Below are 15,764 nucleotides of genomic sequence, written 5' to 3'. Positions count from 1 at the left end.
TAGGACCCTCACAGCCGCCGCGTTCGGTGGCCACCGGCGCGACGTCGTCCAGCCAGTGATCCCCCGCCGGTCGCGTGGCCGATGAGCAGGGTCCGTCCCGGTGCCGGGGGGCCGACCCACGCCCCGGACAACTTACGGTAGCGATGCACCTACCCGAAGACACTCGCCAGCCGCCGGTAGAGCGGCGGCGCGGCTCCGTGTACCCGGGCGGCAAGGGACAACCACCGTGGAACCCACACCTCGGCCTGCCCGCGTCCAGCTGCGAACAGCATGCGTTCAGCGACGAGGCGGGCCGGCTGCGGACGTGGCCACTTTCGGACGTACGGCGCTCCACGGCGGTGGAAGAAAGGTGTGTCAACCGCTCCGGGGAAGCACAGAGTAACCGAAACGCCCCGGCCGGAAACCTCGGAACGCAGCGCGTTCGCGAACCCGACCAGCGCCGCCTTGGTCGCCGAGTACGCAACCTCACCACGGACACCAAGCGCGCCGGCAATACTTCCGACCAGGAGGATGCGCCCGTGCCCGCGCTCGAGCATGGCCGGGAGCACCGAGCGGACCAGTGCCATCGGCGACAGCACGTTGATCGCCACCAACTCGGCGAGAGTTTCGTGGGAAAGCTGGTCGTAGGGTCCCGCGCAACCGAGACCGGCCGCGCACACCAGCAGGTCCAGGTCACCGAGGAGATCCTCGCCACGGCGGGCCACGGTGGCCTCGGATCCCGGGACCGACAGGTCCACGGCAATCCGGTGGCCCTCTGTCGATGCCGCAACCTCGTCAAGCGCCACGCCGTTACGACCGACCAGCAGGACCTGACAGTTCATCGCGGCCAGAAGCAGCGCAGCCTCCCTGCCGATGCCGCTGCTGGCGCCGGTGACGATCGCAGTCTTGGGCGGCCACCCCCGGCTGCCCCCGAAACGGGACGGCTCGGCGACAACGTGCAAACGGCTGTCCGGAACAGTGGGACGGGCCGGTGTGTGCACAACAAAACCCTCCGGTCGCGCGGTGGTCGCCTCCTCCCGGGATGGGAGACGGTCGCGGTCAGGCCTTCGGAACCTGGGTGTCGACAGCGCTGGCGACAAACGGTCGGCCACGTTCGGCCTAGCCCTATTTCATCGCCCCACGGCCGGAACGTCCATCGTCAGCTGGACGACACCAGGCCGAAAGCCTTGTCGGACCCGTCACGTCACCGACGGATCCACACTGCAAGCACTACATGGCATCCCGTCGGCATTCACCCAAAATAGGATTGTCGCTTTGTAGGTCTTCTCACATCGGAACATCGATTTTGCATCACCGACACGCCGCCGCACTATAGGGCCAAAGGCTGCGCGATCATGGTTTTTCGCGCCGCCGGAGGCCAAGGCCCCTGGATAACTGGATGTGACTAGTCGAATTCGATCATGTCCCCTGGACGCGTGCCGGCGTTTCTGAAGGTACCCTCCGGCGCTTCGACGGCTTCGGTGTAGGCCGAGTCGGCACGATAGATCTCGCAACGTTGTGAGTCGACCTCGGAACACGGTGTCATCTCACGAACCGTGACAACCCGCCCCGACCTGACGAAGGCGATCGACAGGGGCAGCAACGTCCGGTACATGTAAAAGCCGTCCGAGGCCTCACCGTTGAAGACGAAGAGCATCCCGGTCCCGGCGGGCAGCGACGTACGGCCCATGAGGCCACGCGCACGCAGCGTCGGCGTGTCCGCGACCTCCGCGGTGAGGGTCACCGTGCCGACCCGTACCTTCCGTGTCGCCATCTGCCCGCCGTGCGCGTCGGAAACCCGCGCCGTGGTCAGGCAGGCGGCTGTGCCGGCAAGCGGCACGGCTACCAGGGCGAGCACGTAACGTGACCGAAGCACTATCCGGACGTTACTCCACCAGTGCCGAAAGGTCACCCGTGACGCCGCGCCCCGGTCGCAGAACGCCGTCCGCCGGCCGCTCTTAGCAACCGAGCGCGGCGAGGGCGGCTTCGACGACCTCCCGCCGGACGTCGTCAGGAACCAGCGGCTCGGTGACGTCGTCACCAACCGACACCGAATGCGTCCCCCCTTTGCCCGTCGCGCCGGTCGGGCCGGCACCGGCATGCGCCAGAGCTCGCCGTGCCAGCGCGGTCCCGAGGATACCGGCCTGCACGCACCCCACGGCACAACGCGCCCGCAGGAGCCGTAACGGAGTGGGATCAGGACCAGCGAGAGCAGTCACAATCGCATCCTGGTGAGATGCGATGTCACCCTTACCGATCTGTCGATGGATCACCGACGGATCGTTGACGAAGGCGAACAGCACAGCACCCGGCCCTGCCATCGCCTCGACCAGACTCTCAATGATCGTCCGCGCCGAAGCCGGCGGATCAACGCGCGAGAGATCCCTCACATGACCGAACGCCTCTACGAACGGCTGCACTACTGCGTCCAGAATCATGTCCTTGGACGCGAAGTGGTAGTAGAGAGCGGCTTTCGTCATACTGAGCCGCTCCGCAATGTCACGAATCGATGTCCCAGCGTAGCCTTGCTCGTTGAAGAGCTGCACAGCGACAGCGAGAATCCGGTCGCGCGTGTCCACCGCGTTAGCGCGCGGTGCACGGCCGGACATCGTCGCCCCACACCCCTCTCACCGGGAGGTCGGTAGCGAAGAACCTATACCCTCGCCCCATGCAGATCCACGTCTACTGACCGTTCGGTAAACTACCCCGACCGACCGATCGTTCAGAGCGCCCGTCAGCAGGGGCGGCGGACCAGCAAGCGGAGATCCAAGCGGAGGAGACCGAGGCCGCGGGCCGGGGATCGCCGCGTGGGCGCCGCCTGCCCGAAGCTCCTGTTGCCGGTCGCACGTCCAGACCTGCAGGGCCTGCGAGCGCGCGAAAAGAACCACGATCGCGCGCTCTCCGACCACGCATCCAGACCCACCGGGCCTGCGAGCGCGCGAAAAGAACCACGATCGCGCGCTCTCCGACCGCACGTTGACCCTGACCCGTCCATCGGCCCAGACCGGGGGGAAACCCGTGGCATCGCTCGCGCGTTGGTGCTTCCGTCACCGCTGGATCGTCCTACTCTTGTGGTTTGGCGCCCTGCTCGGATTCGGTGGGGCCGCCTATGCCGCCGGTACGGACTACAAGAACAACTTCTCACTCCCCGGAACCGAGTCGCAGCAGGCTATCGACCTGCTCAAACGGGAGTTCCCCGCCGCATCCGGCGAGACCACCAGCGTCGTGCTGCACGCCCGCTCCGGCACCCTCTACAACCCTGTCGTCGAAGCGGACGCCACGGCGATGCTCCAGCGGGTTGCCGACCTCCCCCGTGTCGTCGACGTGACAAGCCCGTTCGAGCCGCGGGGCGCGGAGCAGTTCACCAGGGATGGAACAACGGCATTCGCCACCGTCGCGCTGGACGACCAGGCGGTTGAGATCCCCCGCGACGAGCTCAAGGCGATCATAGACACCGCCCGCGCGGCCGATGGCGGGGCGCTCCAGGTGGAACTGTCCGGCACCGCGGTGTCCATTGTGGAACAGCCGCAGCAGAACACGAGCGAACTACTCGGCGTCGTAGCCGCTGCGATCATCCTGTTCATCGCGTTCGGGACCCTGCTTGCGATGACGCTGCCCCTGGTGGCCGCGGTCATCGCCCTCGGCGTCGGGATGGCCTGCATCGGCCTGGTGTCCCATGTGATGTCCATCGCCCAGTTCGGACCGACGCTGGCGACCCTGATCGGCCTGGGCGTGGGCATCGACTACGCCCTGTTCATCGTCAACCGGCACCGTATCGGCCTACGAGCGGGCAAGACGCCGGAGGAAGCAGCCGTCACCGCGATCAACACGTCCGGCCGGGCCGTCCTGTTCGCGGGGCTCACCGTGTGCATCGCCCTGCTCGGTATGTACGCCCTCGGTGTGACGTTCCTCTACGGCGTCGCGATCTCCGCGACCCTCACCGTCTCGCTGACCATGGCCACCGCGGTGACCCTGTTGCCAGCGCTGCTCAGCTTCTACGGGATGAAGGTGCTCGGTCGGGCCGAACGCGTCCAGCTCACCCACAAGGGCCCGGAACCCGCCCATCCGTCCGGATTCTGGTGGCGTTCGGCACGGCGGATCGAACGGCGCCCGGCCATGTACGCGACGGTGTCCGCCATTCTGATTCTGATCACTGCGCTGCCGTTCTTCGCCCTCCGGCTCGGTAGCGGCGACGAGGGCAACGGCTCGCCGTCGCGGACCTCCCGACGCGCATATGATCTTCTCGCCAGCGGATTCGGGCCGGGCTTCAACGGCCCGTTCACCCTCGTCGCCGCGATCCACTCCCCCGCTGACACGAATGCTCTCGAGGCGGTCGTGACCGCACTGCGTACCGTGCCCGGTATCGCGTTCGTCACCCCACCGCGATCGAGCCCCAACGGTGAGGCCGCGACGGTGGCGGTGTTCCCGACGACCAGCCCACAGGACGCACAAACCGCGGCGTTGCTCAAGCGACTACGGGGAACGATCATCCCGCAGGCGACCGAGGGCAGCGCCCTGGACGTCAAGGTGGGTGGCACGACCGCGACCTTCCAGGACTTCTCCGACGTGCTGACGAGCAAACTCCCGTTGTTCATCGGCGTGGTCGTGGCCCTGGCCTTCAGCCTGCTCGTGGCGGTGTTCCGTAGTGTCATCGTCCCGCTGACCGCATCGGTGATGAACCTGCTGGCGGTCGGCTCGGCGTTCGGTGTCATCGTCGCGATCTTCCAGTGGGGATGGTTCGCGGGGATCGTCGGGGTCAAGGGCGGGCCGATAGAGCCGTTCCTGCCGGTGATGCTGTTCGCCATCCTGTTCGGCTTGTCCATGGACTACGAGGTGTTCCTGGTGAGCCGGATGCACGAGGAGTGGCTGGTCCGGCGGGACAACCGGATCGCGGTCTCCCTCGGCCAGGCCGAGACGGGACGGGTGATCACGGCCGCGGGCGCCATCATGACGGTGGTCTTCGCGTCCTTCACCCTCGCGGACGACCGAGTGATCAAACTGTTCGGCATGGGACTCGCGGTGGCCGTACTGATCGACGCCTTCGTCGTCCGCGCCCTGCTCGTGCCGGCGCTCATGCACCTGTTCGGGAAGGCGAACTGGTGGCTGCCACGCTGGCTGGATCACCTACTGCCGAGCGTGTCCGTGGAGGCACCCGAAGAGATCGAGGAAATTCGCAACACGCCGGTACCCGCCGAGGTCATCACGCCGGCGGACGAGGACACCGGCGCGGACCAGCCAGCTGCTTCCACGCGCGTTCCACCGACCTGGCGAGCTGACAATCACGCCTGAGAGCGCCCGGCAACAGGGGCACGGCATCGCCGGTTGGTGGGGTGCCACGGGGGCACCCCGCAGCGGCGCGGAGTGCCCCCGTGGTGGCGGTCCGAGGAGGCGGTGTGATCATCTCATCGGACGGCCGGGTCACACCAGGTCTGGCGCACGGCGGTAGCCGCAACTCGGCGTGAACCGAGCGCTACCGATCATGTTCGGCGCAAACACGACCAGGGCACCGTAAGCCGGCATGAGCGGTGTCGGCGCGACGTTTGCCTGATCGCGGACCATGGTGGACAAAGTGATTACCCCCGCCGTTGGTCGATCTTCTGACGCACACCCTACAGACACTTAGAGTGTTGATAACAACACTCTAAGTAGTCGGAGTGTCGCCACGAACAACGGCACCCTAGGATCAGGCGCTCGATCAGGGGTGATCGAACAGCCGGTCAGGCCAGCAGATCGAGGTCGGCCACGGTGATGTGACCAGCGGCCAGCACCCACTCGCCGAGCCGGACGATGTAGTCCGGCAGCCGCCGCGAAGCGGGACCAGGCTCATCGCGAAGCAGTCCCGGGATCCCCTGCCCGGCGAGGTTGCTCCGGACTGTGGCCAAGCGCGAGCGGACGTAGTTGTCGTCGCGGTTGACCCGGCGGGCAATCTCCCGGTAAGTGGCGAACGACGCATGGTTGTCGCCCGTGCGCAGGCGAGGTTCGCACAACGCGACCAGCAGCAGGCGTTCGGTCTGGGTGAGCCGGACGGAAAGCTGCATCGTGTCCTGCTCCCGATGTACCGGCTGGCGGCGATAGTGCACCACGCCGATCTCATGGCGCTGACCATCCGCGCCGACTGCGACGATCTGGAACTCGGCGAGACCGGCCGAGACCGCCGTCGCCGGGGACAGGATGCGATGGGTGTCCCCGTCCGCGGTCAGCACCAGGAGTGGATGCCGACCGGTGTTACCGATGACAATCGCGCCTTCACTTTCGGCCAGAGTTCCAGCACGGCGGGACACCATCAGGTCCTGCGGGTCGGCCCCGAACGGGATGTCGCAGCCGGCGCGGCCGAAGGTCAATCGACGGCCTGACCCCAGCGCCCACCTCCGCCCGCTGGCGGTGATCCTCGCGACGACGACCGCCGGCGGTGCCGCATCCGGTACCCCTCTTGCGACCATGCGTTCCCGCCGCCCCTTTCATGCCAACCACCCGATGAGCGTAACTGTGAAAAGGCCTGCCGGCTGTCATCTGCAGGTCGCGGGCCCGGGCGAATCCGCGCAGGTCAACCGGGGTCGCGCTGCCCCCTTCGCGCCCCGGGGACTGCGGCCTCCGGCGATGCGCCAGAACCACGACCGCATCGCCTTTGACCCGTTCAGCAGGGGAGCACCCCTGCTCCGGTGCGGGGGCGCTCTGTTCGGACGTTTGCGGGTCCGGAAGGATCTGTTTTGCGCCCACCGGTAGAGCACGATCGGATACCGCGGGCGCACCTCGGCTGGGGGGCCGAGGTGGGGGGTGGAACTGGGGGAGAAGAGATAGCCGGAAACCGGCGGGCTGGCGACGGAGGGGGTCGCCAGCCCGCCGGTGCACCACCTGCTCGCGGCTGCCTGTGCGGTTTGAACGGCCGCGACCACGACAGGCCCCAGGGTCTGCCCGAGGGGTTCATACCGATTCGCCCCTTTTCCACCGTACGACATCGGATACCTGCCCTGATATGGGCACATCTCACGCCGTTCACGACGCGACCGGCGTCGCCACCTTAGTGCTCGCCGCCAGCCACTTTGCCAGGCGCGGTCCAGACCAGTCGCGGGTCACCCAGGTGACCAGGTGGGCTGCCGGCTGTGAACGCATCCGCCCGCGGCATGCGGTCACACATCCGGGGTACCACCTAGTCGGTCAAAGGGTAGGCCAACGGTCGCGTGATCATACTTCCATACGCGCGCCCGGTGGCCCCGAGTAGTCGAGAGCGCTCGCGGTGGTCGGCGGCACGGCACGCACCACTGGTCGCCGCGGGTCCGCAGATCTGGTCAGGCTATCTGGCCAGAAGGAGAGGGGATCCGCATGACTACCGCACATCAGATCATGCACCGGGACGCCGAGTGCATCGGTGAGACCGAGACTCTAGTGGACGCCGCCCGCAGGATGCGGGACCTCGGCGTGGGCTCGCTGCCGATCTGCGGCGAGGACAACAAGCTTCGTGGGATCATTACCGACCGCGACATCGTGATCAAATGTCTCGCTGAGGGAAAGGACCCCCTGACAACGCGGGCCAGGGATCTGGCGCAGGGCCGGCCGTTCTACACCGACGCGAACGCCGACCTTGATGACGTCATGCGCCAGATGATGGACCACCGGATCAAGCGTCTTCCCGTGATCGAGAACAACCAGCTGGTAGGCATGATCAGCGAGGCCGACCTGGCGAGAAACCTCCCCGAGGACAAGCTGGGCCAACTCGTGGAGGCCATCAAGTCCGGCCCCGCCGATCGCCTTACCTGACCTCGTCTTACCTGACGTCGCCTCATCTGACGTCACTGTTCGGGCCAGGCGATGCGCGAAAGCAGCTCCCCGCTCGTATCATTCGGCCTGGACGGGCGGGGAACTCAGGAAACCGGGAACGAATCCGGATCCACACTGCTGGTGCTGGCGTTGCCGCCGACGCTCTTGTACAGCGTCAGGGTGAAGGTCGTGTACTGAGTCTGCGTTGAGTAGTACTTCGTCTGGTATGACAACGGCTGGTCGAACTTGCTGAAGTCGCAGTCCCGGGTGAAGCGGGAAGCGGCAGCCTCCCAGTCCGTACCGGTGGTGAAGAACACGTCGAACGTCCCGTCCGGAATGCCATAGGCGGTCACCGTGGCACCAGCCCGGACGTAGATGTTCCGGATCAGCGTTCCACCCCCGGTCAGCTTGATCACCGCATCGGTCGTGGCCGCCTTGATGGTCAGCTTACCCAGACCGCCACGCTTTCCCGGGCCGAGACTGCCGTTGACAGGTTGGCGGTTGAGGTCCGGCTGGGCGGCCGGCATGAACGTCCCGACCTTGTACGACTGCGCGGGATCAGCAGACGCGATCGCGGCCGCGGCCGCGCGCAGCACCCGCGCGCCGTCACCGCTGGCAGCCCTCGGCATGCCAGCGCCGCCGGTGCACAGTGTGTGGTCACGGGCATCGCCGGCCAGGTTCAAAAGATCACTCTTCAACGCCGACAACGCAGCGACAAGATCCTGATGGGCGGACGCGACGTTGGCCGGGGGTCGGATCCGCGACAGCGTCAGGCCCTGGGTTCCCAGCTCGCCCGCGGCGCTCTTGAACGCGTTGGACAGGGCAGCCGGCGTACCGCTGAGAAAGACGGCCGAAAACCGAGGGGCAAGTGCAGAGTCCAGCACCGAGAGGGCAGTCTGATATTCGCCTGACGTGATCGTGGTGGGAGTCGGGCTGGGTGTCGGGGTCGGGGTCGGGGTGGCTATCGGTGATGACGCGCGGCTGGTCGGGGACGTCGGCTGAGGCAACCCGTCCCGGCTACCGCCTCCGCCGCAGGATGTGGCTAAGCCGCCGGCGACCAAGGCGAGTACGCCGCCGCACATGACGAGCAGTCGACTACGCAGAAAGATCATGCCCGACACTCCATCGAGTCGAAACGACCTATGACGTTCAGTGTAGGACAGACCGCTCGCCGTGTACATTGAAACAGGGCTATTGCGTCGTGGACGGTACTCTTATACGATGATTCCGCTGTCGCGGATTCGCCGGATGTTTTTCTCGTAGAACAGCTCGTAGGCGGCTATCTCATCGGTCAGCATCTCGACGTCAAGCTCTCCGCGATGATCACGCCGCAGCTGCTCCGTGTCGACAACCGCACGGTAGACAAAGGTCGCGTTGCCCTCCAGCCGCGGGATCTGGGAACCGTCCGGACCAGACGTGACACGGCACACCGAGCTGCCACCCGGATTACGGACCACGACCGCCTCGTCCGCAGAGACATGACCGAGCCTGGAATACACCATGCGTGACGCGACCACCCCGGACCCACATGAAGGGGTCAGCCCGGCTCCCCGCTCGAAAGTGCGGACGAAGATTTCCCGCGGCCCCGAGAGCCGGCATATGAACGACACGTTGGCACCGGCCGGGAGAACCCGCGGTATTTTCGCCGCCGCGCCGCCCACGGCCACCAGCTCGCCCTCGTCATACTCGTCGACAATCGCGACGAGGTGCGAATTGGGAACGGCGACACCGGTGAAGCGCAGCCGCGGATGCAACTCCGCGATCGTGGTGTCGACGTGCTCGGCGCCTGGGCTGACGATCGGGACGTCCGCGGCCCGGAATGTCACCGGGGGAAGCTCTACCGCCACGGCGGGGACGCCGGCAGCAACGTCCTCGATCCGTTCAACCCGGAACCGGCCGCCGCCCGTCGACACGTCCACGATCTCGACACCTCGACGTTCGAGGATGAGTCGACCAACACATCGCAGACCGTTACCGCATAGTTTGGCCGGTGTTCCGTCCGGATTGAAGAAGAACGCTTCGGGCACTTCTCGTGCATCGTCCACGAAATACAGACCGTCGCTGCCCAGCGGACCCTGCCGGTCACAGACGAGCCGAACGAATCCGATGAGTTCAGCAGTCGTCGCAAAAAGCTCGCCGGGCCGACCGTCGACAATAAAGATGTCATTGCTTGAGCCATGCGCCTTCAGCAGCTCGAACTTCACCGCAACCCTCCCACCTCGACCTGCGGTTCAGTGTAGTGCGACGGCGGGAAACGGGCCGGGCGCCGGCGGGTCGCGCGATCCTGATGCTGCCCACCGCACGCTCGCCGCGTTCGACGACCTGCTGCGCCTGGCACTCTGCGGTGTTCAGAGCGCCAGGCGGAACCGGTCAGGCTGCCGCGCGGGCCAGTGCGGCCTTCTCCGCGGCTTCCCGCGACTGCTCAGCCAGCGGGACGAGCTCGGCCATAGCCGGGTTGATCGCAGCCATCGTCAGTTCGACGTGGATGAAGCTGATGTCGGTCGCGCCGAGTGCCCCGAACACGTGCCGCAGGTACGGCTCCTGGTGATCGTTACCCTCCTGCGGGGTGCCCGGTCCGTACGCCCCACCGCGGGCGGTGACGACGGTGACCGGCTTGCCGGTGAGCACGCCGGGGCCGCCTGTCATGTCGACCGTCCGGCCGAGGGCGATCACATTGTCGATCCATGCCTTGAGAGTCGAGGTGATCGACCAGTTGTACATCGGGACGGAGACCAGCAGGCTGTCGGCCGCCTCGAGTTCGCTGATGAGCGCCTCGCGAGCCTGCCAGGCCGCGGTCTGCTCAGCCGTCCGCGCCTCGTCCGGGGTCATCGAGGCTGTCACGCCGTCCCAGCTGATGTGTGGCGGCGGGGTGGCGGCCAGGTCCCGGTGAACGACGGTGCCATTCGCGTGGCTGGCGGCCCAGGCAACGGCGAACTGGCCGGCGACGGCCCGAGACGCCGAGCCCGGGCTCACGCTTGAATCGATGTGCAGGAGTGTGGACACGCGATCTCCTTGCCGTGGTGGATAGATGCAAAATCAGATCATGCCGACAGATAATCATCTTCCGTGGCACACATCATGTGCAGAGACTATCTCAGACGACGAACAGTAGGATCGGACGGGTGGACCATTCGGAAGTACGGGTCGGGGTGACCGAGCCTGCGGCCGTACTGCCCGAGGAGCTCCACGAAGACCTCAGCTGGTTGCTGAGCCAGGCCCTGCATGGGTTCCTTCAGGCGGCACAGGCCGCGGTCGGGGACTTTCCCGGCGGACTACGCGGGCTTCAGGTGCTCTCGGCCACGGCCGGCGGGTGTGAGCGCAACCAACTTGGGGTCGCCCGCCGCCTCGGTGTCGACCGCTCCGTCATGGTCCGCCTGATCGACGACCTCGAACGCGGTGCGCTGGTCAGACGGTGCCCCGATCCGGCCGACCGGCGGGCGCGCATAGTCCGCCCGACCGAAGCCGGTCACACCCAACTCCGGGAGGTGACCGCCCGCCTACGCCTGGCCGAGCAACAAATTCTGGCACCGTTGACCGCCCAGGAGCAGATCAGTTTTTCCGACGCCCTACGGCGCGTGGTCGCCGGTGTCCTCGCCTCAGGGCTGCCGCCGGTGCAAGGTCCGGTCACCGGCCAGGGAACATGCCCGGACGCACCGGCGGCAGAAACCTGACCAGGACGGTTTCACCGTCCTCACCCTCACCGACTGCGTCGCGGTGGCATCCCAGAAGGAACATTCCATCGCCAATGACCTTCGGATGGTCTCGCCTCCGATGGTGTCGACGGACGCGATCATCGACCGGGTTTCCATCGGGATCGCGCGGGTATCTTCTGGGTCTTTACCGAAGGACCGAAGCAGACCGGCCCGGCTGTGGGTCGGGTGCGGGGGGCCATGGTGCCGTCAGATCAGGAGTCGGCCGCCGGAGTGCACATGGACCGCGGCCGGCTGGGCCGAGCGCCTGGGCAGTCACGCGCAAGCCAGGAGGACCCGAACATCATCGCTGAGCGCTCCACCGGCGCAGGCCCCGGCAGCCCGTATCCAGTAGGCACGGAGCACCTACGGACGGAGCACCTAGGCACGGAGCACCTACGGACGGAGCACCAGAGCAGTCAAACGTCCACGACCGGGAGCACCGAAACGGCCATAACCGCCGCGACGACGGCTGCGCTCCCAACAGATCTGGCCCAGGTGTTCGACGCGGGCGGCGCCACCGGGGCCCTGATGCGTGACCTGGACTGGTCTGCGACACCGATCGGCTCCCCGTGGGCCTGGCCACAGGCTCTGCGGACAGCCATCGGCATCTGTCTGTCGTCCCGGTTCCCCATAGTTATCTTCTGGGGGCCGCGGCTGGTGAAGATTTACAACGACGCCTACATGGCGATGCTCGGCGACAAACATCCGTCCGCGATGGGCCGACCAGCCGAGGAAGTGTGGTCGGAGATATGGGATGCCATCAGGCCGATGTTGTCCACGGTGCTGGCCGGCGAAGGAGCTTTCCGCTACGAGGACGAAATGCTTCCCATGAATCGGCACGGCTATCAGGAGGAGTGTTATTTCACGTTCTCCAACGGTCCGATCCGGGATGAGTCCGGTCATGTCGGCGGTGTATTCAGCGCGTGCACGGAGACGACCGCGCAGGTGGTTGGTGCGCGTCGGCTGCGGACGCTGCGGTCACTGGCATCCAGCACGAACGAGGCGCGAACCACCCAGGAGGTGCTGGAACGGGCAGCCACGGCGCTCGGCGAGGCCCGCGCCGATGTTCCGTTCGCGCTGCTCTATCTGGCCGGCGGCCGCGATGACGGCCGCGATGACGGCCAGACTGGTGACGGGGCTGCACCTGGCCATGCGCCCACCCTCCACCTCGTCGCCTGCGAAGGCATGGACACCATCGAGGCGGCGAGTACGACGTTGCCCAGCGAAGCACGTGCGGCGTTCGACGAGCACGAGCCGACCCTGGTCGAAGGGCTGGCAGTGCCCGCGCCACGGCTCGGTGTCGTCAGACGGGCGCTCATCCTGCCGCTGCGGGCGGTGGGCGCGCGCGGAGTTCTCGTTGCGGGGGTCAGTCCCCGGCGCCCATGGGACGACGACTACCGCAGCTTCTTCTCCCTCGCCGCCGATCAGATCACCAGTTCGATGTCGAACGCGGCCGCATATGCGACAGAACGCGATCGAGCTATAGCGCTGGATGAACTCATTGCGGCGAAGACGACTTTCTTCGCCAACATCAGCCATGAGTTCCGTACGCCGCTGACGCTGATGCTGGGCCCTGCGCAGGACGCCCTCACCGACGAAAGGTTCCCGCTCACGGAGGTCCAACGCGAACGGGTCGAGCTGGTCCGCCGCAATGCGCTACGGCTGCTTCGCCTGGTCAACAACCTGCTGGACTTCGTCCGGATCGAGGCCGGCCGGCTGGAGCCCCAGTACGAGCCCGTCGATCTGGCCAGCCACACCGCGGACGTGACACGTATGTTCCGAGCCGCGACCGAAAAAGCCGGCCTCGCCTTGGTGGTGGACTGCCCGCCGTTACCCGAGCCGGTGTGGATCGACCGTGACCAGTGGGACAAAATTATCATCAACCTGCTGTCGAACGCCCTCAAGTTCACGCTGCACGGCACCATCAGCGTCCGGGTGGCCACGGTGGATGACGGCCCGACCCGTTGGGCCGAACTGTCGGTCACCGATACCGGCATCGGCATCGACCCGGCCGAGCAGGTCCGACTGTTCGAGCGGTTCCGTCGTGTCCCGAATGCCGGCGGGCGCTCGCACGAAGGCGCGGGCATCGGCCTCGCGCTTGTCGCCGAACTCACCGCTCTGCACGGGGGCAGTGTCAGCGTGCAGAGCGCGCCGGGAGCCGGTAGCACCTTCACCGTCCGACTACCGTTCGGTCACGCACACCTGCCTACCGACAGTGTTGTCGCTGCTGGCCACGGTGACCGAAGGTCCGCGCCTCCAGGTGCTCTCACCGAATCCGCGGATGGGCTTCTCGCCGAGGCGATGCGGTGGTCCAACCGGCCGCAACCCGACGCCGGGGACAGAAGCCGCGGCACCGGGGGCAGTACGCACGGGGCAGACCGACCCATGCACGCTGCTGCCGTGCGCCCACCTCCAGACAGCGATGACGGCCGGGCGCGGGTACTGGTCGTGGACGACAATGCCGACATGCGTGACTACCTCGTCACGCTGCTGTCCGACGACTACGACGTGACGGCAGCGGCCGACGGGGCCGCGGCGCTCCGCCGAATCCGGAGCATTCCGCCGGACCTGGTACTCACCGACATGATGATGCCGGGGGTGGACGGCTTCGCGCTGCTCGCCGCCATCCGTGCGGACGCCTCGACCGCGCATCTGCCGGTAGTCGCGCTGTCGGCGCGCGCAGGAGAGGATGCCGCGGTCACCGGGCTTGAGGCAGGGGCCGATGACTACCTGACCAAACCGTTCTCGATCGCGGAGCTGCGAGCGCGGGTGCGGGCAAACCTGGAGCTGGAGCGGGCACGCCGGGTGGGCGCGCACTATCTGCACCTTCTCGACGACTTCCCACTGCTGATCTGGCGGTCTGGCACGGACGGCGGATGCGACTACTTCAACAACACGTGGCTTTCGTTCACCGGTCGCACAGTCGAGCAGGAGCTGGGACACGGCTGGGCGGACGGTGTGCACCCGGAGGATCTCGACCGTTGTGTCAACGTCTACCGCGAGGCCTTCGATGACCGCAAGCCCTTCGAAACGGAGTATCGGCTGCGCCACTCGGACGGCGATTTCCGATGGATACTTGATGTCGGCCGTCCCATCTTCGACCTGGCGGGCCGCTTCACCGGATACATCGGCTCGTGTCTGGACCTCACCGAGCGACGGCGGGCCGAGGAAGCGGTGCGGACGACGGCGGTGATCGAACAATCGGCTGCCCGTGAACACCGGATAGCCGCCGAGCTCCAGCGAAGTCTTCTCCCCACCACATCCTTCGTTCACGGCACGCTGCACACCGCCGTGTACTACCGCGCCGAAGGCGAGACCGAGGTCGGCGGAGACTGGTACGACGTGATCGATCTCGGCGCCGGCCGAACCGCGCTCGTCATCGGCGACGTAATGGGCCGTGGGGTGCGCGCCGCGGCCGTCATGGGACAGCTGCGCGCGGCGGTGCGTGCCTACGCCCGCCTCGACCTGCCGCCGGCGGATCTCCTTGAGCTGCTCGACGGGGTTGTCCGCGATCTCTCCGAGGACTCGATCGTGACCTGTGTCTATGCGGTCCACGACCCGCTCGACCACTCCCTGACCTTTGCCAGTGCCGGTCACCTGCCCCCGCTGCTCATCGACCCGACCGGTGCGGTCCACCAGTTGACCGAGGGATCGGGGCCTCCCCTGGGCGCCGATCTTCCGGAATTCACCGAACAGCGGGTGGCCCTCCCCCGGGATGCCGTGCTGGTCCTCTACACCGACGGGCTGGTCGAGCAACGCGGCCGTGACATCGACGCCGGCATCGACAAGCTCTGCGGATACCTGGCCGGATCCCGCGACATCCCTCTCAACGCACTACCGGATCTGCTCGTTGACCGGATGCTCCCCGGTGACCAGGACGACGACATCGCGTTGCTGCTCGTCCAGGTCGCACCGCCGTTGTCAGCAGATGGCACGTTGTCAGCAGATGGCGGTCAGCCCATCCTGCACATGGAGATCCCCGACAGCTGTCAGGGTGTACGGGAGGCCCGCCGGGCTGCTGCCGCGGCGCTGGAATCCTGGCGGATCCCACCGGGGCGTGCCGCCGACGTCGTTCTTGCGGTCAGCGAGCTCGTCACCAACGCCATCCTGTACGGGAAACCGCCCATGGACCTGAGGTTACGACCGGCCGGAGGCGAACTGGTTCTCGACGTCCGCGACGGTAGTGCCACCTTGCCACGGCGGCGGCGAGCGACCGCAGACGACGAGCACGGCCGCGGTGTACATCTCGTCTCGTTGATCGCGGATCGCTGGGGAGCGCGAACCACCGACAGCGGCAAGTCCGTCTGGTGCACCTTCATGATCGGCCGCCCGTAGAAC

The 15,764-nt window shown here is 66.8% G+C and carries 11 protein-coding genes; 4 read left to right on the top strand and 7 right to left on the bottom strand.

The genetic code is table 11. The features are described from left to right. Positions 1 to 149 precede the first annotated feature (149 nt). From U9979_RS06675 to U9979_RS06665, 3 genes are all read right to left on the bottom strand, one after another. Entirely contained in the window at positions 150 to 980 is an 831-nt protein-coding gene (locus tag U9979_RS06675; protein WP_416219600.1) for an SDR family NAD(P)-dependent oxidoreductase, read from the bottom strand. Positions 981 to 1,384: 404 nt separating this feature from the next. Further along, the gene (locus tag U9979_RS06670) at positions 1,385 to 1,891 is read right to left on the bottom strand and encodes a DUF192 domain-containing protein (protein WP_322778672.1); all 507 of its coding nucleotides are present in this window, start codon (positions 1,889 to 1,891) and stop codon (positions 1,385 to 1,387) included. A gap of 46 nt (positions 1,892 to 1,937) precedes the next feature. Beyond that, on the bottom strand, positions 1,938 to 2,588 hold the full coding sequence (locus tag U9979_RS06665) for a TetR/AcrR family transcriptional regulator (RefSeq protein WP_322751832.1): 651 nt from the start codon (positions 2,586 to 2,588) through the stop codon (positions 1,938 to 1,940). Between the two features lie 409 nt (positions 2,589 to 2,997). Between U9979_RS06665 and U9979_RS06660 the strand changes: the two genes are divergently transcribed. Continuing rightward, positions 2,998 to 5,268 (top strand): MMPL family transporter, encoded by a 2,271-nt coding sequence (locus U9979_RS06660; RefSeq protein WP_322754806.1) that lies wholly within the window; start codon positions 2,998 to 3,000, stop codon positions 5,266 to 5,268. A gap of 428 nt (positions 5,269 to 5,696) precedes the next feature. Here the strand turns inward: U9979_RS06660 and U9979_RS06655 are convergent, their stop codons facing one another. Further along, positions 5,697 to 6,419: a hypothetical protein gene (locus U9979_RS06655; RefSeq protein ID WP_322767067.1), complete on the bottom strand. Its 723-nt coding sequence runs from the start codon at positions 6,417 to 6,419 to the stop codon at positions 5,697 to 5,699. Between the two features lie 880 nt (positions 6,420 to 7,299). On the opposite strand from U9979_RS06655, the gene U9979_RS06650 reads away from it, so the two are divergent. Continuing rightward, complete coding sequence (locus U9979_RS06650; protein ID WP_322750852.1) at positions 7,300 to 7,734, top strand: CBS domain-containing protein; 435 nt, start codon at positions 7,300 to 7,302, stop codon at positions 7,732 to 7,734. A 104-nt stretch (positions 7,735 to 7,838) separates the two neighbouring features. On the opposite strand, the gene U9979_RS06645 is transcribed toward U9979_RS06650, so the two are convergent. The 3 genes from U9979_RS06645 to U9979_RS06635 form a co-directional block, all read right to left on the bottom strand. Then, positions 7,839 to 8,846, bottom strand: coding sequence for a hypothetical protein (locus U9979_RS06645; RefSeq protein WP_322778671.1), 1,008 nt, complete (start codon positions 8,844 to 8,846; stop codon positions 7,839 to 7,841). Positions 8,847 to 8,948: 102 nt separating this feature from the next. Next, positions 8,949 to 9,938, bottom strand: a complete 990-nt coding sequence (dapF, locus tag U9979_RS06640) for a diaminopimelate epimerase (protein ID WP_322750854.1) — start codon at positions 9,936 to 9,938, stop codon at positions 8,949 to 8,951. Positions 9,939 to 10,104: 166 nt separating this feature from the next. Next, entirely contained in the window at positions 10,105 to 10,737 is a 633-nt protein-coding gene (locus tag U9979_RS06635; protein ID WP_322767064.1) for an FMN-dependent NADH-azoreductase, read from the bottom strand. 119 nt (positions 10,738 to 10,856) lie between these two features. Between U9979_RS06635 and U9979_RS06630 the strand changes: the two genes are divergently transcribed. After that, on the top strand, positions 10,857 to 11,405 hold the full coding sequence (locus tag U9979_RS06630) for a MarR family winged helix-turn-helix transcriptional regulator (protein WP_322755728.1): 549 nt from the start codon (positions 10,857 to 10,859) through the stop codon (positions 11,403 to 11,405). A gap of 516 nt (positions 11,406 to 11,921) precedes the next feature. After that, on the top strand, positions 11,922 to 15,761 hold the full coding sequence (locus tag U9979_RS06625; protein WP_322778670.1) for a SpoIIE family protein phosphatase: 3,840 nt from the start codon (positions 11,922 to 11,924) through the stop codon (positions 15,759 to 15,761). The last annotated feature ends 3 nt before the right edge of the window (positions 15,762 to 15,764 follow it).

The sequence above is a fragment of the Protofrankia sp. Cas4 genome, from assembly GCF_963555915.1.
GTDB lineage: Bacteria > Actinomycetota > Actinomycetes > Frankiales > Frankiaceae > Protofrankia.
The sequence above is the reverse complement of the archived record's forward strand: the minus strand, read 5'-3'. Positions and strand labels throughout refer to the sequence as shown.

Bases quoted from the DNA above. Each gene is read 5' to 3' on its own strand.
- U9979_RS06645 (WP_322778671.1), bottom strand. From the start codon at position 8,846: ATGATCTTTCTGCGTAGTCGACTGCTCGTCATGTGCGGCGGCGTACTC.
- U9979_RS06655 (WP_322767067.1), bottom strand. From the start codon at position 6,419: ATGGTCGCAAGAGGGGTACCGGATGCGGCACCGCCGGCGGTCGTCGTC.
- U9979_RS06665 (WP_322751832.1), bottom strand. From the start codon at position 2,588: ATGTCCGGCCGTGCACCGCGCGCTAACGCGGTGGACACGCGCGACCGG.
- U9979_RS06650 (WP_322750852.1), top strand. From the start codon at position 7,300: ATGACTACCGCACATCAGATCATGCACCGGGACGCCGAGTGCATCGGT.